This is a genomic window from Erwinia sp. B116 (assembly GCF_002865965.1).
GTDB lineage: Bacteria > Pseudomonadota > Gammaproteobacteria > Enterobacterales > Enterobacteriaceae > Erwinia.
Genome location: NZ_JRZZ01000016.1, coordinates 27,878 through 52,049 on the forward strand (window position 1 = coordinate 27,878; position 24,172 = coordinate 52,049).

General features: G+C 59.0%; 22 protein-coding genes and 1 pseudogene. 5 read left to right on the top strand and 18 right to left on the bottom strand.

Annotated features, from left to right (window positions below; genetic code table 11):
* Positions 1-313 (bottom strand): annotated as a pseudogene (locus NV64_RS24050) (alpha/beta fold hydrolase); the annotation flags it as partial.
* Between the two features lie 113 nt (positions 314-426).
* On the opposite strand from NV64_RS24050, the gene rhtB reads away from it, so the two are divergent.
* Positions 427-1,050, top strand: a complete 624-nt coding sequence (gene rhtB, locus NV64_RS12695; protein WP_056234792.1) for a homoserine/homoserine lactone efflux protein — start codon at positions 427-429, stop codon at positions 1,048-1,050.
* An 81-nt stretch (positions 1,051-1,131) separates the two neighbouring features.
* Here the strand turns inward: rhtB and recQ are convergent, their stop codons facing one another.
* Positions 1,132-2,964 carry an ATP-dependent DNA helicase RecQ gene (gene recQ / locus NV64_RS12700; RefSeq protein ID WP_101506057.1) on the bottom strand — a complete coding sequence of 611 codons (1,833 nt, stop codon included), beginning with the start codon at positions 2,962-2,964 and terminating at the stop codon, positions 1,132-1,134.
* 306 nt (positions 2,965-3,270) lie between these two features.
* Entirely contained in the window at positions 3,271-4,149 is an 879-nt protein-coding gene (pldA, locus tag NV64_RS12705) for a phospholipase A (RefSeq protein ID WP_056234787.1), read from the bottom strand.
* Between the two features lie 173 nt (positions 4,150-4,322).
* Here pldA and NV64_RS12710 point away from each other — a divergent pair, with 173 nt between their 5' ends.
* Positions 4,323-4,793 (top strand): thioesterase family protein, encoded by a 471-nt coding sequence (locus NV64_RS12710; protein ID WP_056234867.1) that lies wholly within the window; start codon positions 4,323-4,325, stop codon positions 4,791-4,793.
* Positions 4,794-4,856: 63 nt separating this feature from the next.
* Positions 4,857-5,756, top strand: coding sequence for an EamA family transporter RarD (gene rarD, locus NV64_RS12715; RefSeq protein WP_056234786.1), 900 nt, complete (start codon positions 4,857-4,859; stop codon positions 5,754-5,756).
* A 127-nt stretch (positions 5,757-5,883) separates the two neighbouring features.
* On the opposite strand, the gene corA is transcribed toward rarD, so the two are convergent.
* The 15 genes from corA to NV64_RS12790 form a co-directional block, all read right to left on the bottom strand.
* Positions 5,884-6,837, bottom strand: coding sequence for a magnesium/cobalt transporter CorA (gene corA, locus NV64_RS12720; protein WP_056234783.1), 954 nt, complete (start codon positions 6,835-6,837; stop codon positions 5,884-5,886).
* Between the two features lie 293 nt (positions 6,838-7,130).
* Positions 7,131-9,293: a DNA helicase II gene (gene uvrD, locus NV64_RS12725; protein WP_056234781.1), complete on the bottom strand. Its 2,163-nt coding sequence runs from the start codon at positions 9,291-9,293 to the stop codon at positions 7,131-7,133.
* Between the two features lie 54 nt (positions 9,294-9,347).
* Positions 9,348-10,064 carry a 5-amino-6-(5-phospho-D-ribitylamino)uracil phosphatase YigB gene (gene yigB, locus NV64_RS12730; RefSeq protein WP_056234779.1) on the bottom strand — a complete coding sequence of 239 codons (717 nt, stop codon included), beginning with the start codon at positions 10,062-10,064 and terminating at the stop codon, positions 9,348-9,350.
* The gene (xerC, locus tag NV64_RS12735) at positions 10,064-10,972 is read right to left on the bottom strand and encodes a tyrosine recombinase XerC (protein ID WP_101506058.1); all 909 of its coding nucleotides are present in this window, start codon (positions 10,970-10,972) and stop codon (positions 10,064-10,066) included. The genes yigB and xerC overlap by 1 nt, the downstream gene beginning before the upstream one ends.
* Positions 10,969-11,685 carry a DUF484 domain-containing protein gene (locus NV64_RS12740; RefSeq protein WP_101506059.1) on the bottom strand — a complete coding sequence of 239 codons (717 nt, stop codon included), beginning with the start codon at positions 11,683-11,685 and terminating at the stop codon, positions 10,969-10,971. Before NV64_RS12740 ends, xerC begins: the two co-directional genes overlap by 4 nt.
* A complete protein-coding gene (gene dapF / locus NV64_RS12745; protein WP_056234864.1) occupies positions 11,682-12,506 on the bottom strand; it encodes a diaminopimelate epimerase in 825 nt (274 codons plus the stop codon). The genes NV64_RS12740 and dapF overlap by 4 nt, the downstream gene beginning before the upstream one ends.
* A 27-nt stretch (positions 12,507-12,533) precedes the next feature.
* Positions 12,534-12,728, bottom strand: a complete 195-nt coding sequence (locus NV64_RS12750) for a lipoprotein (protein ID WP_101506060.1) — start codon at positions 12,726-12,728, stop codon at positions 12,534-12,536.
* Positions 12,729-12,817: 89 nt separating this feature from the next.
* Positions 12,818-13,786, bottom strand: a complete 969-nt coding sequence (locus NV64_RS12755; RefSeq protein WP_056234768.1) for a hypothetical protein — start codon at positions 13,784-13,786, stop codon at positions 12,818-12,820.
* Between the two features lie 57 nt (positions 13,787-13,843).
* Positions 13,844-14,479 (bottom strand): hypothetical protein, encoded by a 636-nt coding sequence (locus NV64_RS12760; RefSeq protein ID WP_072166333.1) that lies wholly within the window; start codon positions 14,477-14,479, stop codon positions 13,844-13,846.
* 2 nt (positions 14,480-14,481) lie between these two features.
* Entirely contained in the window at positions 14,482-15,018 is a 537-nt protein-coding gene (locus tag NV64_RS12765) for a hypothetical protein (RefSeq protein WP_101506061.1), read from the bottom strand.
* The gene (locus NV64_RS12770; RefSeq protein ID WP_101506062.1) at positions 15,019-15,513 is read right to left on the bottom strand and encodes a hypothetical protein; all 495 of its coding nucleotides are present in this window, start codon (positions 15,511-15,513) and stop codon (positions 15,019-15,021) included. It abuts the gene before it with no gap.
* Positions 15,510-16,202, bottom strand: a complete 693-nt coding sequence (locus NV64_RS12775) for a pilus assembly protein (RefSeq protein WP_101506063.1) — start codon at positions 16,200-16,202, stop codon at positions 15,510-15,512. Before NV64_RS12775 ends, NV64_RS12770 begins: the two co-directional genes overlap by 4 nt.
* Positions 16,203-16,204: 2 nt before the next feature.
* On the bottom strand, positions 16,205-18,430 hold the full coding sequence (locus NV64_RS12780) for a TcfC E-set like domain-containing protein (RefSeq protein WP_158239895.1): 2,226 nt from the start codon (positions 18,428-18,430) through the stop codon (positions 16,205-16,207).
* A 122-nt stretch (positions 18,431-18,552) separates the two neighbouring features.
* Positions 18,553-19,092, bottom strand: coding sequence for a CS1 type fimbrial major subunit (locus tag NV64_RS12785; RefSeq protein WP_056234753.1), 540 nt, complete (start codon positions 19,090-19,092; stop codon positions 18,553-18,555).
* A gap of 528 nt (positions 19,093-19,620) precedes the next feature.
* Positions 19,621-22,173: a class I adenylate cyclase gene (locus tag NV64_RS12790; protein WP_101506065.1), complete on the bottom strand. Its 2,553-nt coding sequence runs from the start codon at positions 22,171-22,173 to the stop codon at positions 19,621-19,623.
* Positions 22,174-22,474: 301 nt separating this feature from the next.
* Between NV64_RS12790 and hemC the strand changes: the two genes are divergently transcribed.
* Both hemC and hemD read left to right on the top strand, forming a co-directional pair.
* On the top strand, positions 22,475-23,416 hold the full coding sequence (gene hemC, locus NV64_RS12795; protein WP_056234749.1) for a hydroxymethylbilane synthase: 942 nt from the start codon (positions 22,475-22,477) through the stop codon (positions 23,414-23,416).
* The gene (gene hemD, locus NV64_RS12800) at positions 23,413-24,159 is read left to right on the top strand and encodes a uroporphyrinogen-III synthase (RefSeq protein ID WP_056234746.1); all 747 of its coding nucleotides are present in this window, start codon (positions 23,413-23,415) and stop codon (positions 24,157-24,159) included. The genes hemC and hemD overlap by 4 nt, the downstream gene beginning before the upstream one ends.
* Positions 24,160-24,172: the final 13 nt, after the last annotated feature.

Genomic DNA, 24,172 nt, shown 5'->3' on the forward strand with positions numbered 1-24,172 from the left:
CAAGATGGGAATCGTCCAACAGCCGACCCGATCGTCCCTGGCCACGATGATCGATAACGATCACGTCGTAACCGCTGTGGAACAGATCCCAGGCCAGCTCCGGGTACTTGACGTAGCTTTCGATACGCCCGGTGATCAGCAGGATAACCTTGTCATGTTGCGGATCGGTGAAGCGCACGTAGCGGATCGGCACGTTGGCCACGCCGGCAAATTCGCCCTCTTCCCGCCGCTGCCAGAAATCCAGCAAAGGGCCGGTCGCGAAGGCCGAGAAGGCAGCTTCACGCGTTAACCAGCTGTGTTTGCGATGTTCCATCAGACCTTTTCCAGAAGAGAAGCCGCTGTCGGGGGCGGACTATTGTTACCGATAGCACAACATTCAACAATGACGTATTGTGTCACAAATAAGCGTTTTCCGGGAGTTTTACCATGACCATCGAATGGTGGCTGACCTATCTGTTAACAACCAGCATCCTGAGCCTGTCGCCGGGATCGGGCGCCATCAACACCATGAGCACCGGCATCAGCCACGGCTATCGCGGCGCGGTGGCCTCTATTTCCGGCCTGCAGGTCGGGCTGTCAATTCATATCCTGCTGGTGGGTATCGGCCTTGGCGCGCTGTTCTCCCAGTCGCTGCTGGCGTTTGAGGTGCTGAAATGGGCCGGTGCAGCCTACCTGATCTGGCTGGGGATCCAGCAGTGGCGCTCTGCCGGCGCGATTGATCTGAATGCGGTAGCCCAGGCGATGCCGCGCCGTAAGCTGTTTCAGCGGGCGGTGCTGGTCAACCTGACCAATCCGAAGAGCATCGTGTTTCTCGCCGCCCTGTTTCCACAGTTTATCATTGCCCATCAGCCACAGGCGATGCAGTACCTGGTACTGGGCGTCACCACGGTGGTGATGGATATCATCGTAATGATTGGCTATGCCACCCTGGCCACGCGCATCGCCGGCTGGATCAAAGGCCCGCGCCAGATGAAGCTGCTGAACCGCATCTTTGGCGGCATGTTTATGGCGATTGGCGCGGTGCTGGCCACCGCGCGCCGCGCGGCCTGAAAACCGTTTTGTCACGATAAGCCGGGAGTCGGGGCGTACTGCCTGCCGCACCCCGGCTAATCACAGCCCGGTTACGGGACGTTATTCATCATCGTCGCCGTCGACGTGCTCTTTAATCATCACCAGGAACGGCTTACCGAAGCGCTCCAGCTTCTTCTGCCCGATGCCGTTGACGCTCAGCATCTCAGATGCGGTCAGCGGCATCTGTTCCGCCATTTCAATCAGCGTGGCGTCGTTAAAGACCACATACGGCGGCACGTTCTCCTCATCTGCAATCGCCTTGCGCAGCTTACGCAGTTTGGCAAACAGCTTACGGTCGTAGTTACCGCCGTAGGACTTCTGACTGGTATGACGCGGTTTAAGGCTCGGCAGGCGCGGCACCGCCAGCTGCAGCGGCAATTCGCCGCGCAGCACCGGCCGTGCGGCTTCGGTCAGCTGCAGGGCGGAGTGCATGGCGATGTTCTGCGTCACCAGCCCCAGGTGGATCAGCTGGCGCAGCACGCTGGTCCAGTGCTCGTGGCTGTGCTCGCGGCCGATACCGTACACCGGCAGCTTGTCATGCTGGAAGTCACGGATGCGCTGATTGTTAGCACCGCGCAGGATCTCCACTACGTAGCCCATACCAAAACGCTGGCCGACGCGATAAATGCAGGAGAGCGCCTTTTGCGCCTCCACCAGCCCGTCGTAGCGGCGCGGTGGATCGAGGCAGACGTCGCAGTTACCGCACGCCTGCTGACGGCCTTCGCCGAAGTAATTAAGCAGCACCAGACGGCGGCAGGTTTGCGCTTCGGCAAAGGCCCCCATCGCGTTCAGCTTGTGGCGTTCAATGTCCTGCAGCGGCCCCGGCGCTTTCTCTTCCAGACAGCGGCGCAGCCAGGCCATATCGGCCGGATCGTACAGCAGCATCGCTTCCGCCGGCAGGCCGTCGCGCCCGGCGCGGCCGGTCTCCTGGTAGTAGGACTCGATATTACGCGGGATGTCGAAGTGCACCACAAAGCGCACGTTGGGCTTGTTGATACCCATACCAAACGCCACGGTGGCGACGACGATCTGCAGATCGTCGCGCTGGAAACCTTCCTGCACCTGCGAGCGGTGGGCATTATCCATGCCGGCGTGATAGGCACCTACGCTCAGCCCCTTACTCTGCAGACGCGCGGCGGTGTCTTCCACCTTGGCGCGGCTGTTACAGTAGATGATGCCGCACTTGCCGCCCTGATCCTGCACGTAGCGCAGCAGCTGCTCGGTCGGCTTAAACTTTTCCACCAGCGTGTAACGAATATTCGGGCGGTCAAAGCTGCTGATCTGAATCAGCGGATCTTCCAGCGCCAGCAGGCGCACGATATCGTTACGGGTGGTTTCATCGGCGGTGGCGGTCAGCGCCATCACCGGCACCTGCGGCAGCCGTTTTCTCAACTGGCCCAGCGCGCCATATTCCGGACGGAAATCGTGGCCCCACTGCGAAATACAGTGCGCCTCATCCACCGCCAGCATCGCCGGGTTACACTGGCTCAGCCGGTCAATGAAGTTGTCCATCATCAGGCGTTCCGGGGCGATGTACAGCAGGCGCACGCGACCGTTGCGGCAGCCCTCCATCACCTCCTGCTGCTGCTCCCGCGTCTGCGTGGAGTTCAGGCACGCCGCCGCCACGCCGTTAGCCAGCAGCTGGTCGACCTGGTCTTTCATCAGCGAGATGAGCGGCGACACCACCAGCGTCAGGCCCTCGCGCACCAGCGCCGGGATCTGATAACAGAGTGACTTACCGCCGCCGGTCGGCATCACCACCAGACAGTCACGCCCGTTCAGCGATTCCTGAATGATAGTCTGCTGTCCCGGACGAAACTGCTGGTAGCCGAAGGTATCGCGCAGAACCTGCAGTGCCAGCGTTTCCTGATTGATTACTGCTGCCGTAGACACGTTGTCCCCAAATTCGAAGTGGTGTGAAGCGCAACCGGACGTGAAAGACCCGGTCGGGTGTGGCCAAAAACGGTGGCTGAGCAAGACTCAACCAGGCTGCGATGATACCCGATGTACCGGGGGAGATCAGGATTATCGTGAGCTTTTTCTCTTTTCCGGAAGGTGTTACGCAGAACGGTGCAAGCAGGCGGCGGGCCGGACAGATAACTCTGCGCACGGCCGCAGGCGCTGCCGGTGGGCTCACCCGTGGCTCAGCACGCCCCTGTCTGACCGCTGTCACCGGGCTTCCCTGCCCGCCAGTTAAGGTCAGAACAGATCGTTCAGCGTGACGCCAACGCCGACGCGGGTCTGCTTGTGATTATAGTCAATCAGCGATTCGCCATAGCCGCTGAACACCTGAGTGTAGAAGCGGACGTGCTGGGTGATCGGGTAGCTCCAGCCCAGTTCAGCGCCGCCATAACCGCTGTTCCAGTTGTAGTTGCTGCGCACGCTGAAGATGCTGTCGCCTGCCTGGTAGCCCAGCGTCAGACGGTAGTAGCCCATGTACTTGGTGATATCCGGGTTATCATCATTGCTCTCGCTCTCCGGCAGGCGATACCAGGGTTTTACCTCCACCAGCCAGTTGCCGTTCTCCGCCATCAGCCGCGCATAGACGCGGTTCCAGCTGCGCGAGGTCGGTTCCGAACGGCCGTTAGACTGGTGGTTAAAGCCGGTTTCCACATCCCGCAGCGTCCAGCCGCCCAGGCTGTAGTCGGTAGACCAGCCGAGGAAAATCTGCGGCTCATAGTCCGTTTCGCGGAACGGCGAGGAAGCACCACGGTTAGAGAGCTGCCAGAAGGATTTTTGCGTATAGGAGGCAGCCAGCACCGAGTTGTCACCGAGAATACCGCGCCACAGTGGGAACGCCAGGCTCAGCTGGAACTTCACCTCATCGTGCTTGGCTTTATCGGCCCAGTTGTAGGACGCGATCGCGTCTTTATTGATGTCGCTGGTCCAGGTATAGAGCAGATAGTTGTTTTCATACGGATAGAGCACAAACGGATTGTCGTGCTTCTCCAGCAGGTTGGCAATGATGCTGCCAGGCACGTCCGGGCGGTCGTGGACCTCTTTAACGGTGGCTTCCTGTGCCAGTACTAACGTGGGAAACAGGAGCGCCGTTGCCAGCCACCCTTTCAGCAGAGCCATAGTGTTCTCCAGGGAGAAAAATTAAGGGAAGGAAAAGAGCGCCATTTTACACATAAAGTGCTGCCATCATCAGCGCAGTTTTCCGAAAGTGGAAAGCGCGGGCCGCCCGGCATAAACTAGGCGCTCTGTTAACCTTTTGTTTACCTCTTAGCGACGTATCAGGACCCTTCATGATGTCAGCTGTACCCCTTGATCAGGCGGCCGCGCGCCGGCTGCTCGGTGAAATTTTTGTCTATCATATGCCGTTTAACCGGGCGCTCGGGCTGGAGCTGGATCGGCTGGATAACGACTATGCCGAACTCAGCCTGAGCAATCAGACCATGCTGGTCGGCAACGCCGCCCAGAAAATTTTGCACGGCGGGGTGATTGCCTCGGTGCTCGACGTCGCGGCAGGGCTGGTGTGCGTCACCAGCGCCCTGACCCGCCATGAGAGCATCCCGGAAGAGGAGCTGCGCCAGCGCCTGTCGCGTATGGGCACCATCGATCTGCGGGTGGACTATCTGCGGCCGGGGCGCGGTGAGCGATTCATCGCCTGCAGCAGCCTGCTGCGCGGCGGTAACAAAGTCTCCGTCGCCCGGGTAGAACTGCATAACGAGGCCGGCCTGCATATCGCCAGCGCGCACGCGACCTATATGGTGGGTTAATTCACGTCACGCCGGTGCCGGGTTCAGGCCCGGCCATCGTCTGACTTATTGAGTACTTGCACAATGAATGCACAAGAGACGCGCCGGGGCATCCTGTTCGCGCTGGGCGCCTATTTTATCTGGGGCGTGGCCCCCGCCTATTTCAAACTAATCCAGCAGGTGGCCGCCGGCGAAATCATGACCCACCGGGTGATCTGGTCGTTCTTCTTTATGCTGATCCTGCTGACCGTCAGCCGTAACTGGCGCAGCGTCAGCGCGGTGCTGAGACAGCCAAAGAAGGTGCTGCTGCTGGCCCTGTCAGCGGTGCTGATCTGCAGTAACTGGCTGCTGTATATCTGGGCGGTGAATAACCACCATATGCTGGAGGCCAGCCTCGGCTACTTTATTAATCCGCTGCTGAACGTGCTGGTGGGGATGGTGTTTCTGGCGGAACGTTTCCGCCGCCTGCAGTGGCTGGCGGTGGCGCTGGCGGCCTGCGGGGTGCTGGTGCAGCTGATCACCTTTGGGTCACTCCCGCTGATCGCGCTCGGGCTGGCAATCAGTTTCTCGTTCTATGGCCTGCTGCGAAAGAAGATCGCCGTCGATGCCCAGACCGGGATGCTGATTGAGACCTGCTGGCTGCTGATCCCCGCCGCCGTCTATCTGTTTGGCGTTGCGGACAGCAGCACCAGCCATCTGGGCAATAACCCGCTGACGCTCAACCTGCTGCTGGTGGCGGCCGGAGTGCTGACCACCGTGCCGCTGCTGCTGTTTACCGCCGCCTGCGCGCGGCTGCGCCTCTCCACCGTCGGCTTCTTCCAGTATCTCGGCCCGACGCTGATGTTCCTGCTGGCGGTGCTGTTCTACGGCGAGCAGATGACCCCGGATAAGGCGGTGACCTTTGGCTTTATCTGGGCGGCGCTGGCGCTGTTTATTATCGATGCGCTGTTCAACCTGCGCCGGTCAGGTTCGCGCGCAGGCTGACAATTTACCCAAGAGTCGAGGCCCGATCCTGCGGCAGCGCCAGCAGGGAAAACCGCTAATTCACTGCTGGTGGTAACGTAAAATAAAAAACCCCGCCGGTGAGGCGGGGCATGCTGCTTTCATCGCCTTACAGCCAGTTCTTACGCTTAAAGTAAGCGTACGGTGCCAGACCGGCGAGGATCATCAGGCCAATCGCACCCGGATAACCAAAGCTCCACTTCAGCTCCGGCATAAACTCAAAGTTCATGCCGTAGCTGGAGGCCACCAGCGTTGGCGGCAGGAACACCACCGAGACCACCGAGAAGATTTTAATAATCCGGTTCTGCTCGATGTTGATAAAGCCCATCGCCGCCTGCATCAGGAAGTTGACCTTCTGGAACAGCGATTCGTTGTGCGGCAGCAGGGATTCGATATCGCGCAGGATCTCGCGGGCCTGCTCCAGCTGGTTGCCCGGCAGGCGTGCCTTGCGCACCAGGAAGTTCAGCGCGCGCTGGGTATCCATCAGGCACAGGCGCACCTTCCAGCCGATATCTTCCAGCTCCGCCAGCGTCGACAGCGCCGAGTCAAACTCGTCACCCTGCTGCCCTTCCATAATCACCCGGCTGAGCTTTTCCAGGTCGCTGTAGATGTTTTCGATCTCGTCCGCCAGCTGTTCAATTTTGGTTTCAAACAGATCGAGCAGCAGCTCGTAGGCGTTACCGTCGGTAAGCACCTGGTTGCGGGCGCGCATACGATAGAGGCGAAACGCCGGCAGTTCGCGCTCGCGCAGCGTGTACAGGCGCCCTTCGCGAATGGTGAAGGCCACGGTGGAGTTACCGGCGTGATCGTCGGCATCTTCATAAAAGAAGAAGGAGTGAATATGCAGGCCATCTTCGTCTTCAAAGAAGCGCGCGGACGCCTCAATGTCTTCCAGTTCAGGACGGGTGGCCAGGCTCTGGCCCAGCTCGCTCTGCACCCGATCGCGCTCGGCTTCTTCCGGTTCGATCAGGTCGACCCAGACGGAGGCGGTCATCGCTTCGCCGGGTTCATCCAGCTCAAGACGGGTCAGACGGCTCTGGTCCAGTTTAAATGCGCTCAGCATAGCAGTACTCCCAATTCACAGTAACAATCGGGACAAAGCGCTTGAACACGGGAAACATGCGTTTCAGTCAGCGAGCAACACTGACTCAGAGCGACGGGGAGTAATGCGGTCGCCAACAACCTCGAAGGCTATCGGCAAAGGAGGATAGCCTTAGGAGTTGTACCTGGGATCCAGGTCGTTGAGCCAGTATGTACTGGGTGTGTCCAAGGCGAATGTCCTCTTAGGGTAATGGTGGGCGCATGTTACGCTGAGACGAAAAAGGCGTCAAGCGGGGCCAGGCGCCCACCGGCGGCTCAGAGCGGTTCGAGCCTGGCGTAGGCGGCGACCAGCCATTTGATGCCCTGCCCCTGGAAGGCGACCTGCAGCCGGCTGTGTTCACCGCTGCCTTCCATATTGACGATGGTCCCCTCGCCGAATTTGGCATGCTGCACCCGCTGGCCCAGCGTGAATCCGCTGTCGTTTTTCGTCACCGGCGTGCCCATCCGCTGATGGTTAACCGGGCGGCTGACGCTGGCGCGCAGGCGCACCTCCTCCACGCACTCTTCCGGCAGTTCGCCGATAAAGCGCGACGGCCGGTGATACACTTCCTTACCATAAAGTCGCCGGGTTTCGGCATAGGTCAGGGTCAGCTTTTGCATCGCGCGGGTGACGCCAACGTACGCCAGACGGCGCTCCTCTTCCAGCCGTCCGCCTTCGTCCAGCGACATCTGGCTGGGGAACATTCCCTCTTCCATGCCGACGATAAACACCTGGCTGAACTCCAGCCCTTTCGCCGAGTGCAGCGTCATCAGCTGCACGGCGTCCTGCCACTTGTCGGCCTGGCCTTCACCGGCCTCCAGCGCGGCGTGGGAGAGGAAAGCCTGCAGCGGCATCAGGTCTTCGTCTTCATCCTGATAGCTGTACTGCCGCGTGGCGTTGACCAGCTCCTCAAGGTTTTCCACCCGCGCCTGGCCCTTCTCACCCTTCTCCTGCTCGTACATTAACCACAGGCCGGAGTCTTTGATTACCCGGTCGGTCTGTACGTGCAGCGGCAGTTCGCTGGTCTCTACCGCCAGCGCGTCAACCAGCTCGGTAAAGCGCTGCAGCGCCGACGCCGCCCGCCCGGCCAGCGCCTTCTCCTGCAGCAGCGCGCGGCTGCTTTGCCACAGCGTCAGCTGGCGTTCACGGGCGGTCTGGCGCACCACGTCCAGCGTACGATCGCCGATGCCGCGCGTCGGGGTGTTAATGACCCGTTCAAACGCCGCATCGTCATTGCGGTTGGCAATCAGCCGCAGGTAGGCCAGCGCGTCTTTGATCTCCTGGCGTTCGAAGAAGCGCATGCCGCCGTAAATGCGGTACGGCAGGCTGGTCTGCAGCAGCGCCTCTTCCAGCACGCGCGACTGGGCGTTGCTGCGATAGAGAATGGCACAGTCGTTGAGCGCACCGCCGTTTTCCATCCACACCTTGATGCGGTTGACCACAAAGCGCGATTCGTCCAGTTCGTTAAAGGCACAGTAGATGGCAATCGGTTCGCCGTCGCTGCCGTCAGTCCACAGCTCTTTCCCCAGACGGCCGTTGTTGTTGGCGATCAGGGTATTCGCGGCCTTCAGAATGTTGTTGGTTGAGCGGTAGTTCTGCTCGAGACGGATGGTTTCCGCCCCCGGGAAATCGTTGAGGAAGCGCTGGATGTTCTCCACCTGCGCCCCGCGCCAGCCGTAGATCGACTGGTCGTCGTCGCCAACGATAATCACCTTGCCGGTGTCGCCGGCCAGCATGCGGATCCACGCGTACTGGATGTTGTTGGTATCCTGGAATTCGTCCACCAGAATATTGCTGAAGCGCTCACGGTAGTGGTTGAGAATATGCGGCTTGTTCAGCCACAGCTCGTGGGCGCGCAGCAGCAGTTCGGCAAAGTCCACCAGACCGGCGCGATCGCAGGCTTCCTGATAGGCCTGGTAGATACGCAGCCAGGTCTGTTCCACCGGATTGCCGTAGCTTTCGATGTGCTTCGGCCGCAGCCCTTCGTCTTTTTTGCCGTTGATGTACCACATCCCCTGACGGGCGGGCCACTGCTTCTCATCAAGGTTCATCGCTTTGATCAGCCGCTTGAGCAGGCGCAGCTGGTCTTCGCTGTCGAGGATCTGGAAGTCCTGCGGCAGGCTGGCGTCCAGATGGTGTGCCCGCAGCAGGCGGTGCGCCAGCCCGTGGAAGGTGCCGATCCACATGCCGCCCTGGCTGGTGCCGATCAGCTGCTCAATACGGTGACGCATCTCCGCCGCCGCCTTGTTGGTGAAGGTCACCGCCATCACTGAATAAGGAGAGCAGTTCTCAACCGACAGCAGCCAGGCGATGCGGTGCACCAGCACGCGGGTTTTACCGCTGCCGGCACCGGCCAGTACCAGCAGGTTACTGCGCGGGGCGGCTACCGCGTCGCGTTGTTTGTCATTCAGGCTGTCGAGCAGATCAGAAACGTCCATAGGCACCGTTGAGTCGCGAGCGGCATGCGCTCTACTGGTTATTTAACCAGCTTATTATATCAGCGCGGTCAGCGATGCCAACCGTGAAATTTCCAGCGTCGGTAACAGGCGCGCATCGTTGATGTGCATCAGGTTGCCTTCACGCAGGTTGATCCAGCACGCCTGCAGGCCAGAGCGCACGGCACCGGCCACGTCGGTGGTCAGGTCGTCACCGACGTGCAGGATCTGCTGGGGTGCCAGATTGAGCCGTTTGGCCGCCAGCTGGTACATGTCCTGATACGGTTTGGCGCGGCCGTCCGGGCCGGCACGCAGGATAAACTGAAAGTACTTATCCAGCCCGAACAGGTGCGGTTCGGCATTGCCGTTGGTGACGGCCACCAGCGGCAGGCGCTCCGCCAGCGCGGCCAGCGTGCGGTGGGTCTCATCCGCGATTTCAATCCTGCTGCGCCACTGCGCAAAGATCGCCATCACCTCACGCGATCCCCGGGCGGCCTGCGGGGCGGCAATGCCGGCATCCAGCATCACCTGCTCAACGGCACGACGACGCCATTCGCTGACGTCGTGATAAATTTCCGGCTCGGCGGCCAGCAGGCGGTTACGCACCTGCTGATACTGCGCCGGAGTGACGTCCTGCAGCGACGGGTGCCAGGCCTGCAGCGCGGCGTGGGACTCAATGGCGGTGCGCCTGATCACCGGCGCGTTGTCATACAGGGTATCGTCGAGATCGAAGGTCATCGCGGCGATCGGGCGTAGCGGTCGGTAGAAGTGCATCAGGATTTTCCTCGTTTCGCACGGGGATGGGCGGCATCGTAAACCGACGCCAGGTGTTGAAAGTCGAGATGGGTGTAGATCTGGGTGGTGGTCAGATTGGCGTGGCCTAACAGCTCCTGCACCGCGCGCAGATCGCCGCTGGATTCCAGCATATGCGTGGCGAACGAGTGGCGCAGCTTGTGCGGATGCACGTGGCTGGCCAGCCCCTGCTTAATGCCCCACTCGGCGAAGCGCTTCTGCACGTTGCGTGCGGAGATGCGTTTACCCTGCTTCGACAGAAACAGGGCGTTATCCTGTGGAACAAACAGCTCGCGCAGCGCCAGCCAGTTCTCCAGCCAGCTGACCGCGGTGCGCCCCACCGGCAGCCGGCGCTCTTTGCTGCCCTTACCGGTCACCCATACTTCGCCGGAGGCCAGCTCGAGATGGCCAAGGTCGATGCCGACCAGCTCGGAGAGACGTAAACCGGCACCGTACATCACTTCCAGCATCGCGCGGTCGCGCACCGCCAGCGGATCGTTGAGGTCGATATCCAGCAGGCGATTGACCTCATCAACGTCAATATTCTTCGGAAGATGGCGCGGCGCGCGCGGCGTGGCCACGCCCTTAGCCGGGTTGGCGACGATCGCGCCCTGGCCAATCAGCCAGTCAAGAAAGCTGCGCAGCGCGGAGAGGCGCAGCGCAAGGCTGGCGGGCTTCAGACCGTTACGGCTGCTGCGCGCGGCCAGCGCGCGCACTTTGGCCGCATCCAGCTGCGCCCAGTCGCCGAGCTTCAGTGCATCCAGCAGCTGGACGATCGCCTCCAGCTGGCGACGATAGTTAATCTGCGTCAACGGGCTGAGCTGCCGCTCCACCCTGAGGTAACGCAGAAAGCCCTCAACAGCAGGCAGCAGCGGCGAGTCGCTGGTCACGCCCGTTCCACCCAGTTTTCCAGCAGCGGCGGCAGCATCAGCGACAGGTGCTGAAGCAGGGTGGTGCCCATGCCGGTCTGGTAGTGCTGGCTGTCCCGGCTGCTGAAAATCAGCACGCCAAGATCGCCACGTTCGCCCAACAGCGACATCGCCACCGAGCCGATCGCTTTCGCCTGCGGCAGCAGCAGCAGCAGTTCCGGGCCATTCAGGCTGCCAAGATAGTGATTCTGTTTGCCCAGCCGCTGGATGCGCACCGGCTCAAACGCCTGCCGTGGCAGCGCCAGCTGGGTGAAATCAGACGGCGCGCCGATGCGCCACTGCTCGCTGAACAGACGCACGTTAGCCCCAGCCAGCCCGAGGTCGCGCGCCCAGCGATGCAGGCGGTTGAGCATCTCGTGCAGGCTGGGGGCTGACGCCAGCCGCCCCTGCAGATCAAACAGCCGGTCGAACAGCTGCTGGTTAGCGCTGGCCTGCTGCATCAGCAGGGTAATCTCTTCTTCCAGTTCCTGGATGTGATTACGCTGACGCGCCAGCTGCCACTCGACCAGCGACACGGTGCCACGGACCGGGTGCGGCACGATCATCTGCTCAACCTGGCGGGCGTTGCGGATAAAGAAGTCCGGGTTCTGCAGCAGGTATTCGCTGACGCTGCGATCGTCCGGCAGCATTTCGCCGCCGGCGCTGGCCTGCTGTGGCTCACCGACCGTTTTCATAGGTGGATAAATCCGTCATAAACGTGAGTGGCCGGGCCGGTCATAAACAGCGGCTGACCCGGGCCTTGCCAGGCGATATTCAGCGAACCACCGGGCAGGTCGACCCGCACGGTGTCCGCCAGCAGCCCCTGCTGGATGCCCACCGCAACCGCCGCACAGGCACCGCTGCCGCAGGCCTGGGTCTCGCCGGCGCCGCGCTCATAGACGCGCAGGCGGATATGTTCGCGGCTGACCACTTCCATAAAGCCGACGTTGACCCGCTCCGGGAAGCGTTCATGGCTTTCAAGGACCGGCCCCAGCGTCTCCACCGCGGCGGTTTTCACACTGTCGACCTGCAGCACGCAGTGCGGGTTGCCCATCGACACCACGCCGCACATCACCGTCTGTTCGGCCGCGCGCATCAGGTAGATATTTTCCGCTTTATTGGCGCGGAACGGCACCTGAGAAGGCTCGAAGTTGGGTTCGCCCATATTCACACAAACCCGCTCATCCTGGCTGACGCTCAGCACCATGCGGCCGGTTTGCGTGCTGACGCGGATGTCGCTCTTGTTGGTCAGCCCTTTTAAGCGCACGAAGCGGGCAAAACAGCGCGCACCGTTGCCGCACTGCGCCACTTCACTGCCGTCGGCGTTAAAGATGCGATAGTGGAAATCAAGGTCGGGATCGTAAGGCGGTTCGACGATCAGCAGCTGATCGAAACCGATCCCCAGATGCCGGTCAGCCAGGCGGCGGATCAGCTCAGGGGAGAAATAAACGTTTTGGGTGACGGCATCGACCACCATAAAGTCATTGCCAAGGCCGTGCATTTTCGAGAACTGCATGTTCTGCTCCGCCGGGTACGTCATCGTTTACTGGGCCGCTGGCACACTCTGCCCCGGGGACGTGACGGCTGCCTGCGGGTTGTTCGCGGTAGCGCTCGCCGTCGTGGCGGTTTGTGGCTGGGTTGGTTCATCTTTCGGGAAGTAGAGCGGCCCCTTCAGGCCACATCCCGCCAGGCTGGCCGCCGCCAGGATCAGCGCCAGTCGGCATATCTGTGTCTTCATTCGCATTCTGCTCAATAGTGATGCCTGTTTGCTCTCTATAATCGCAGGTGAAGTATGAAAAGCAACAGGAAAAGCAGGCGGTTTCCGGCTCAGGTTGGGGTGACCACGGTAAAGGTCAGCACGTCGCTGTAGTCACCCGGCTGGATAGTTTTTGGCGCAAAGGTACGAAACAGCGGGCTGAAGCAGGTCTTCCCTCCCTTATCCAGTGGGATTGAGGCAGAGCTGTTGTTGGGCAGTAGCACCTGTCGGCTGCCATTCTCCAGGATCAGCTCGTAAGGTATGACCTGCGAGCTCTCTTGCAGGTTTTTTAACTGATAGCGACCGTCAGCCATGCCGTTCTGATTGCTGGCGTTAATAATAAACGGCTTGCCCGACGTTTCGCTGTCGGTATATTTCAGGCAAAGCCGATCCTGGCTGGTATCGAGCGGTATCCTCTGCATGCCGGTATCGATTTCGCCCAGATCCCAGTCCGGAGCATCAACAGTAATATTGATATCAAAAGGAGGGGGAGTCACCGGATCTTTGACCAGCCTGCAGCGGCCATTAGCCTCTGCGGTGATGTAGGCTCCGCCAATCATGGCTGCCACTTGATTCTGACCGGCAACATAGTTAGCGGCACGGATGAAAACGGCAGGCCAGTCAGCCATTGCTCCGTTATGGAAATTGACCGTGGCTCGCGCATGCAGGGCCTGATCGTTATCCCACGCTCCCACCATGCCACGAACCAGCACGTAGCCCGCGTTGATTTCTTTATCCTGGCTTGCCTCACCATCCAAACTGGCAGAAACAGAGGAGGCACCCTGCGGAACACCATTTTTATCGTACAAATTGAACAGTAAACCGCGACTTAAGAAAATATCTTCGTTGGTATTGTTCTCTGCAGGGTTAAAATCAATAGTCACCGAGGCAGTACTGGTACCGTTACCGTTGTCCACCAGCGAGCATTCGCTATAGCGGCTCGCCACGTTTGCCGTAGCTATGCCGGATGCCGAAGCACTGCCTTCAGCCAGCGCCCACAACGATAGCGCTAACAGCGCGGTTACCGTTTTTTTTTTCATCTTATTTACCTGAGTATCGGAACAACCCACGGCGACAGTAGCTATGGGTTGATGTGGTTAATGGCACACAACTTTTCCATCGACGACGGCGTGGTGGCCGGCGATCGCGACCGGTGTGCCGGGATACACGTTAAACGTTTCCAGCGGCACGCCATCCACCGTCATCCCTTTAACCGGAAAGCGGGTGGTGCCGGTCGCCGTTAAGGTGATGCGGTTCGCACCGCAGAGGTGCTCAATCGCACGGGTCTGTTTTTCCGGCAGCTGGCGCACCAGCGTGCTGAAGCTGAGGTTAACGGCGACCCCACCGCCCAGGGTTTCCTGCGTACTGCCTGAGAGCGCCGCCACGGAGGTGATGTTCAGCCGCCACACCGTCTCCTGCTGCACTGCCGACAGGGGTTGCAGCGTGATGGTTTTCGACTGCCCTTTCGCCAGCGACAGCCGGAAAGGATAAGCATAAAGCTGCGGCGTGCGCGCCTGACCCACCGGCTCCAGTCGCTCTTCCCCCCAGGGTACGCCCGGATTCAGCAGCCGCGATAACGCCACGCTGACAAACTCCGGGTGGTCGCTACGGTTGATCACCGTCACCGCGGTGCGCGTTATTCCCTGCACCTCAATCAGCTTAGGCAGCACATCGATCGTGGCTACCGCCTGGCTACAGGACAGCGTTACCAGAAGAAACATCACCGTTTTCATTATCATTCCAGCACCGGCTCAAACGTCAGGGACAGCACCCCGCTGTACGTTCCTGTCACCGTGTTAAACTCGCCGGCTGGCGGCAATGCGGTAATACTGAGCAGGAAATCACCTACGCTATCCTCCCCCTGCGAAGCGGCTGGCGGATTGCGGAACACCTGGCTGGTTAGCGTCAGCGTCTGCTGGGTGTCATCCGTTGCGCCCATTTTCACCTCCGCAGGGCGAAACTGCAGCGCAGGCCGATCCTGATGCTGCAGGATCAGCGGGCTGTCCAGGCGTACCTGAAACACCCCGGAGCTGGACGTCACCCGCAGCGGCAGTGTGACTTCATAAGGGGAGTTGAACGCCCCGGACTGGCGCATTATCACCCCCTGTTCATACCAGCTCCCGTGGTCATCGGTAACCAACAGCGTATTCGCCCTGACCACGTGACCACTGACTGTGCTGCTGGTTTTACCCTTAAGTATCACCTGAGCCGTGCACAAAGCCGGCAGCAGGCACAGCAGCAGCAAGGCATTTTTACTTACTAAAGCCATCATTTATGTTCCCTGTGCCGCCGGAGCAGCGGAGGCGCTACCACGCTGATAAATCACCACGCCATAACCTACGCTGATCAGTATCGGTGCCTGCGCCCGCGCATCGCCGATCGGCTGTACCCGGTGCCGTTCACGCGGGCGAAAGGTGACGCGCCAGATCTGTTGCTCACGCGGCTGGCGTACCACGGTGACATCCAGCAACCGTTTCTGACCGGGGCGCAGTACCAGACGCGGCGGATTAACCAGTAATGAAGGGTTCGGCACATTGCCAACCGGCAAACGCACTTCGGGCTGGCCGAGCGGCACCTGCACCCACTCCTGGCTGACCTCCAGGTAGAGTGGTGAATCACCGGTGTTCTCCACCTCCAGCTTTTCCGCTGGTCGCGTGCCCTCCACGCTGATCGCGCTGTGCGCCAGCCTGAGCACGCCCGCCGCGCGGGCTCCGGTCACCGGCAGCGCGGCGCTGAGCGCGGCAAGCAGGATCGGCAGGCGGTTCACGAACAGCTCACCGTCACCGGCTGGTCATCAACGTTCATGGTTATTTTGCTGGCGTTGAAGCGCTGCGGCATGCCGGGAAACAGACCGATCGCACTCTGCGGGCTGTGACCGCCGGGCAGCAGCTGCATTTCTGACAGTCTGAGACGCACATTGCCGGTATTGCTCAGCGCAATCTGATTATTGTCACACCGATACGTCCAGCTGTTTTTTTGCCGTTCCGGAGCGGGAAGATGGCGCACCAGCACACCGTAACCCACCGCAAATGACATGGGGGCGGCAATCCTTTCCTGCGGTGCGTCGGTAACGCTGAAGGCGTTGACCGGCGTAATGTATAAGCGGTAAAGCGCTTCCTGCTCTGGCTCTTCAAGGGATTTCAGATGGATTTCCCGGCTCTGATTCGGTCCCAGCACCAGCTTTTCGGGGGTTGCCAGCATGCCGGGATGGGGAAGATCGCGCAGCATCAGTTTATGCTCAGGCACCAGGCCCGGATTACTGACCTGGGCCAGGTTGATCGCCAGATACAACGGGGCATCGCCGTCGTTACGCACTTTTATCGTCTGTTCCTGAGCATGGAGCACACGGGTGCTGGTAGGCAGCACCAGCAACTCCCCGGCCGCAAGCGCAGGGAGAGAAGAGCACAGCATGATGGTTGCGGTGGCCAGCATCGCCAGCCCGTTATTTAAATTCATCGTTATTTCCTGATTATGTTCTGATTTAGTGCCTGACACGGGTAGTCCACGCCGCCAGGCCGGGTGAGATCGCAAAGATAACGCCCTGTAGCACTGCGTACGGTCACCTGCGACAGCAGGGTCTTACTGGTGATGGAGAACAGACCGTTGGCATAGACGGCATCACCGGTCTGCTCAATGCTCCCGCTGACAGGTTTGCCGAAACGATCTTTCATAAAGCCGTGATACAGCAGGCTGACATCCACCGAAGCCCGTGCGCTGTAAACCTGGCCCGGGTGCGCGCGAACGATATTGGCCGGGACTTCAACATTGATGTCCATGTCGCGGCTCTCGCTGACCACCTGCGCAAACGGGATATCGGCATAGGTTTTCAGCGGCACGGCGTAACGGTGCCCGCCGGTTACCGGCGTATTCTCGACGCTGAAGCGATAGGGCAATCCCCCCGCTGTCGGCGTTTCCAGCAGCATAGCCGCACCGCTGTCGCTGTAACTGCCCAGCGCCATCCCCTGTGAGCTGGCCGCCACCATGCCGCGATAGTTAAAGTCTGCGTGCGCAATGCCTTCACTCTGCCCGACATTCAGTGACGTACTGCCACGGGCGCCTGAACGGCTGGCATAGAGACTGGCGCTGGTATGGCGATCGGTGCGGCTCACGGTGGCCCCCGCCGTGGTTTCCCCGAAGTCATCGTGGAAAGTGTTACGGTAGTCGCCGCTCAGCTGCGTCTCTCCGCCAGATCGCGCGGCGCTGAAGCTGGCCTGGGCATCACTCAGGCTCCAGCTGGTATTGAAATACAGGCCATAGTTACCTGATGACAGCTGGTAGCCACCGTTCTGGATACCCAAAGAAAATGTCGCCCACACGCCGCCCGGACGGTAATTCCAACGCGCCTCCACCTGCTGCTGACGGCTGGAGACATAACGCAAATAGCGGTAGCTGAGCGTCACGTCACCCAGCTGCCTGCTGTAAGAGAGGCTGGTGCTGGCGGATCCCTGGTATAATCCGGAGACCCGGTTGTTGAGGTAGTGGCTGACCGTCAGTGAACCGGCCGTCGCACTGCTGGTGCTCAGGCTGGCATAGCCACCGCTGTGCGCTTCACCGCTCAGCAGGCCCAGCGTCGGCGTCAGTTGACGATCGCCAACCGGCATTGGCCGGGTCAGGTTGACTTCCCCTGCCCATTTACCGCGCTGCCCGCTTAACAGGGAGCTGTTCATAAAAAACCAGTGCATATCGTGACTCAGGGAGGCCCGCAGCAGGGAAAGACGGGTTTGTGCTTCCTGCCCCACCGTCAGATTCCAGGCTTGTTGTCCGCTGCCAAACTGGATATTGCTGACTTCCTGTATGTCGGTATTGATCAACCGCCCGTCACGGTCCACCAGGCGGATCTCCAGCGGGTAATAACCGCCCGGCAGATCGGCATAACTGATTTCGTTACGCCCCAGCACGGCATGCCTTTTGAGGATCATGCGCCCCTGTCGGTAGAACTCGTAGTTACCCTCGGCGGCAGAAAACAGCACCAGCGCCCCCGACTCATCCTGGTTTTGCAGATACGTCTGGCTGCCCAGCGTCGCAAACAGATCAAAGCCGGGAGTCAGCAGCGTGGTAATCGTGCCTGCCGCGAAATCGGCACTGCTCTGCTTACCCGCGCGCAGATAGTAAGCCTGGAAATTTTTCTGCAGGTACCAGGAGGACACACCCTGCGTCTGCGTACGCTGACGATCGCGGGTGGTGCTGCCGCTATACCAGTTCAGATAACCGAAAGCACGCGAAGGCAGACCCAACCAGGCATTGCCATTCAGATTCATCGCACGATAGCGATCGGAAGACGCGCGTAAATCGACGGACTGGTTATGCACCAGGCCAAAATGCGTGTCGGGCGCCACAAAATCACTGTGGCTGTCGTGAACAGCCAGGGTACGCCGGAGTTTATCCAGTGCGATACGGTACCCCGCCAGAGTGACGTCACATCCCCGCTCGCAGTCTGAGTAATCAAACTGCGTTAGCAGGCTCTTCAACGTCGCAATATCTTCCTCCGCCACACCATTATCGGCATATTTTTGCCGATCAAAGGTCAACCGGTCATTGCCCGGCGTGGGGGTGATAAAGTCCGGCAAAGTCACTCCATTAAAGGTTCCCAGATAACGAGCACCCTCGTCCAGCTCTGCCGGGCTAAAGCCCTCCGGCACACCGTAAGAGATATTCATCTGGGCGAATGAATTTGCAGAACTCACTGCGAAAGCAATAACCATCCACCCCTTACCAACCGATAACGGGTTTTTGCGGTGCCTGGTTTTCATATTTTTTTGCCGAAATACGCCAGTCAAATAACCCCGACAGCGTCGGGGTTAACACATCAGAACTCTACGCCGGCAGAGGGTTCGAACAGCATGACCAGATCGCCACTGTAGCTGCCATTTGTGGAAGGGCTGCCCTTGACCGCTTCAGGTGGTGCATCAACATCAATACTCAGGTTATAGACGCCGTCAAAGCCCCCTTCGCTGCTGGCGACCTGAGTCACGGTCTGCGCACTGCCATAGGTCACATTGAGATCGCCCTGCGGGGTAGCCAGGGTAACTTTCGGGTTCTGCATCTCATAATGACCGCTGGATAAGGTCAGCGGCTGAGCCAGAGAAACGGTGAAGTCTTTGTTTTTAGACCAGACACGTACCGGCAGCATTTTCGAGAAATGTTTCTGTTTATTATCGTCAGCTTCCAGCTCTTCGGTGTTATACCAGCTTGAACCATCCGGCTTTGACACATAGATACTGTCACTAATCTGGGCAGTTAGCGTGATTTTTTTGGATACACTACCGTCCGTTTTATTCGCCGCATTGGCGGAAGCACAAGCTAATAAAGACAGTGACAGTACTGCTGCAATCTTACTAAAATTCATATTCTAACCCTATAACAGAATAAATCATCGAAAGGATGACAATATTTAAAATATCCCACTACACAAAGCGGGAAGAAAGCTACTGGAGATTACTCACTCTTAATCTTCATGAATTAACAAACGTCAGGCAGACCAAAAGTGCGGGCTATATTTCCAAAATATTAAGGCCATAACAAATTAAAATAAGACCGATAACCTGAAAAAGCAGAATGCATTGAAAAACTCGAACAAAAACCTAAAAAGCAGCATAAAACACCACCTAATCATCTAAATGTGGATTTAAACACCATTAAATTGAACATTAATGATTTAAAGAAACCACTTATTAATCCATTATTAATAACTTTAAGGCTTGATTTTATTTTGCCATAAGCGATTTTTAGAAAATAATGGGAAATGAGATAGCCGCGTGGCGTCAGCAAATGAACGTTCTTACGTGGGGGAATAGCGCAGATTTGATATGTGCCAGGTACGGCAAGATGACCGCATTAAACCCGGCGCTTTCATTACGCGCCAGGTTCTGCCGGGTTAATGTGTCTGGTACAGGCGGGTAACCTCTTCACGTTCATCATCACCCGACACCACGCGCAGCGAATTTAACACCTGGTTGCGGAATGGGATAACCTGAAAACGTTCCTGTTCCTGAACGATCTGATAAAACTGCGGCAGATTAAAGTTGATAAAACTTGAACCGTAGGTGAAACGATCGTGTGAGGAAGAATAGAAGCGGCTGACGTCACGCACCAGTTCCTCTTTACTGCCCTCACAGTGGTGATAGACCTCAACCCGGTTACTTTCATCAAGGATATAGATATTGAAGCCGTGATCGTCTTCGGTATCTTCAAAGAAGAACTGAATAATGCCTTCACTGGCGTACCCGTCGACCACCGCCGGCAGGCGGGTCTGGTTGGTTTCCACCTTCAGCGACAGGCCGTGCAGTTTATTATTCGAGATGGCACCGTAAAATTCGACCGCATTCTCCAGCTTCTGCACGGAGACGCTCAGGCGCTCGAAGAACAGCCCCCAGGTTTGCCCCGCTACGCGCAGCGCCTTAAAGCGCCCCGGTTCCTGACGGGTGCTGGAGAGCCGTAGCTCAATGCATTCAGAGACCAGCTGTTGCACACGGGTACGAATTAAACCGCGCAGATGCTGGCTGTAGCAGAACACTTCGACGGCATCCGGCGGAGAGGCATCCTGATGCATTTTGCCAAGAATGGTTTTCAGCGCTTCAATCATCGCCTGCTCGCCGTTGAAGTGCAGGGTACGCACCTCATTCCACGAGTTGCGGTACAGCAGGTCAATGCTGCCGACCAGGCACTGCTGCTGCTGACCGAAGCTGAACACATCAAGCTTGCGGAAATCGAAATGCACCACCTGATTGCGGAACGCCATCGTCGGGTCATATTCCAGGTTGACGATGATCGCCAGATGGCGAATTTCGCACGGGCTGTAGAGCGCTTTCGGCGTCGGTGACGGCAGACGCAGCGGGAAATGGTGCGACACGTCGGCAACCAGCTCCTGTAACCGCGCCAGGTCGCAGACGGCGTTGCCTTTAATGTGCAGGCGCGTTTTGCTGGTCAGCAAACCGTTGAACCACGCCCACGCCACCAGCTTATTCAGGTAACGGTTATACTCCAGCGGCTGATGGCTGACGATCGAACTCATATCAGGTGACTGGTTATACAGGTACCAGCCGGCACGGTTGGCGCGGCCGTTTGGCACGTGAATAAAGGTCAGATGCTGTTCAGAGAGATCCGGTGAGATCTGCGGGTTAAGCAGCGTGACTTTACCGGGTAGCGCCTCAAAAGCGGCATACAGTTTACGCGTCAGCACCCCGATATCCTGCGGGCTGGCGCTGACGCTTAAATTGTTGCGGCGGGCAAAGCGGATCAGGTTGCGATAACTCTGCATCATCGCATCCAGCAGTTCATTATGCGCCTCGCGCACCTGGGCAATTTTCCAGTCGGCACGGCTGTCGAGCACCGCCAGACGGGCGGCATCCCAGCCCCATTCGGCCACCAGCTGGCTGAGGATTTCACGTCGCCACCCCGGGGTTTCACCCGTCTGCGACAGTTTTTCACACACCTTCAGATAAAAGCAGCGGCGCACCAGATCCAGCCGGGCATGGTCATCAATGCTGGTCAGATAGTGGGTAACCCTCTCCAGCATCATGCAGTAGGCATCCAGGCCATAACAGACGATCTCACCGTTGTGCAGGCGCTGTTTAATATCCATCGCCAGCAGGCGGGTAGCAGGATACTCCCACGAATAGGCTTCCAGCAGCAGCGTTTTCAGCACCGCCTTATAGGGCGAATCGATGCTTTTATACAGCTGCCACAGGCTGGCGCCGAAGTACTCTTCGGCGGACAGCGTGCCGAGCCCGCCAAGATCCAGCCACTCGTTCGGCGTCAGTACGCCCTGTTGCCAGAGCGACATTACGTAGTCGTCGTAATGTTCTTCTTCCTCGCACGGCACCATATTCCACAGAATACGTTTACCGGCCAGCCGCACCGCGGTACGGTAAAACTCGTCCAGCAACAGGATGTGCTGCGTAGAACCGCAATCCTCACCGCCGAGGCTGCCGCTTTCATTGTGACGGAAGCGGTTTTCATCGATCAGGAAGAAGCTGACCTCCACGCCCATCGACGCGCACCATTTCTCAAGCCGCGTGCATTTTTTCTGCAGGTTCAGGCGTTCATCGTTGTCCAGCCACGAATGATGGCAGACCCAGATGTCGAGATCGGAGGTGCTGTTCTGCCCAACCGAAGAGGTGCTGCCCATCGAGTAGACGCCGGTGATCGGCATTTCACCCTGCGGAGGCAGTGCCGCAGGTGACGTTGATTCTTCTTCTAAATCAGCAAGATATTTCTTTTGATTATCATCAGGCGTGTAGAAGCTGATGCCATGTGGAACGCTACCCTGAAGGTAACCCGGCATCAGCGGATGATGATAATGTAATAAGGTTGGCAGCAGACTGTAAACCTGCTGGAAAGCAGGTCCCATCGCAGCCAGTGCGCGGTCTACGCGCAGCTGGTTAATGGCATCCAGTCTCTGTTTCAGTGTCTCAATGTAGAGGTACAAGACGTCTCGCCTGATTATCCCAGTGCTTCTACCCTTCGGGCCTGCAAAGGTAGTCAAGAACCCTGTTTCCGCCGTCTGCCACTTATTTTAGAGTGAGTTGTGCAGAATATTGCTGGAAACGTGATCAATCTAACATCAGAGAGATTGACCGTAAAGAAAGTTGCGCTAGCTAACAGTTTAGCACGTTTTACCGTCACCCTGACCAGCTGTATGTTGCCAGAAGGTTAAAAAAGGCGAATCCCTCACGCCGACGGCGGTTCTTTGGTAGGATATTCGGTGAGCAATCAAAACGGTATCAAGCATGTCAGATAAAATTTTAAGAATCGCCACCCGGCAGAGTCCGCTGGCGCTGTGGCAGGCCGAGTATGTCCAGCAACGTTTACTCAGCTGCCATCCCGGCCTGCGCGTGGAACTTGTGCCGATGGTCACCCGTGGTGATGTGATCCTCGACACGCCGCTGGCGAAGGTCGGAGGCAAAGGGCTGTTCGTTAAAGAGCTGGAACAGGCGATGCTCGACGGCCGTGCCGACATTGCCGTGCACTCGATGAAAGATGTGCCGGTGGCGTTCCCTGAAGGGCTGGGGCTGGTGACCATCTGTGAGCGTGAAGACCCACACGATGCCTTTGTTTCTCATCACTATGAGTCAGTGGATGCGCTACCGCAGGGCGCGATTGTGGGCACCTCAAGCCTGCGCCGCCAGTGCCAGCTGAGCGCCCGCCGCCCGGACCTGGTGATCCGCTCGCTGCGTGGCAACGTCGGCACGCGCCTCGGCAAGCTGGATGCCGGCGAGTACGATGCGATTATTCTGGCGGTGGCAGGCCTTAAGCGGCTGGGTCTGCACGCACGCATCCGTCAGGTGATGCCGGCTGAAGAGTCGTTACCGGCCGTTGGCCAGGGCGCGGTAGGTATTGAGTGTCGCCTGGATGATGCTGATACCATCGCGCTATTGGCGGTGCTGAATGACAAAGATACCGCCTGCCGCGTGCGCGCGGAGCGCGCGATGAACCTGCGGCTGGAAGGCGGTTGCCAGGTGCCGATCGGCAGTTATGCAATCCTGGAAGGCGATCGGCTGTGGCTGCGTGGCCTGGTCGGCTCTCCGGACGGCAGCCAGATGATCTGCGGCGAGCGCCGTGGCCCGCGCGATGACGCGGAAAAAATGGGTATCTCGCTGGCGGAAGAGCTGCTGGAGAAAGGCGCGCGCGACATCCTCGCCGAGGTTTATCAGGGAAATCCCCCGGCATGACCATTCTGGTCACCCGCCCGGCACCGGCCGCCGACGAGCTGGTTAGTCGTCTGCGCGGCCGCGGGCAGGTTGCCTGGGCCATGCCGCTGATTGAATTTACCCCCGGGCAACAGCTGAGCAGCCTGCCAGCCCGGCTGGCCGCGCTGACGGCAGGGGACCTGGTTTTTGCCCTCTCCGGACAGGCGGTGCATTATGCTCATCCTGCCGTTATTCGCGCCGGGCTCACCTGGCCCGCCAGCCTGAACTATTATGCTATAGGGCGCAGCACCGCACTGGCGCTGCATGCGGCCAGCGGCCATCAGGTCACCTGGCCGCACGAGCAGGAAACCAGTGAGGTGCTGATACAACTCCCCGCTCTGCAGCAGGTGGCTGGCCGCCGGGCGCTGATCCTGCGCGGTAACGGAGGCCGCGAATTGCTGGCGGAAACCTTGCATAGCCGTGGCGCTCAGGTAGAGTTTATCGAGTGCTATCAACGCTGTGCTAAGCACTATCAGGGGGCCGAAGAGGGTCGCCGCTGGCGCGATCGGGCGATCGATACGCTGGTGGTTACCAGCGGCGAAATGCTGCAACAGCTGTATATGCTGTTCCCGCCGGTTGACCGTGACCAGTGGTTGCTGCACTGCCGGCTAGTGGTGGTCAGCGACCGTCTGGCAGGACTGGCCAGCCAGCTTGGCTGGAAAACGATTGAGGTTGCCGGGGGCGCCGATAACGACGCGCTGCTGCGCGCGTTACACCCGCACTAACACACTTAAATAT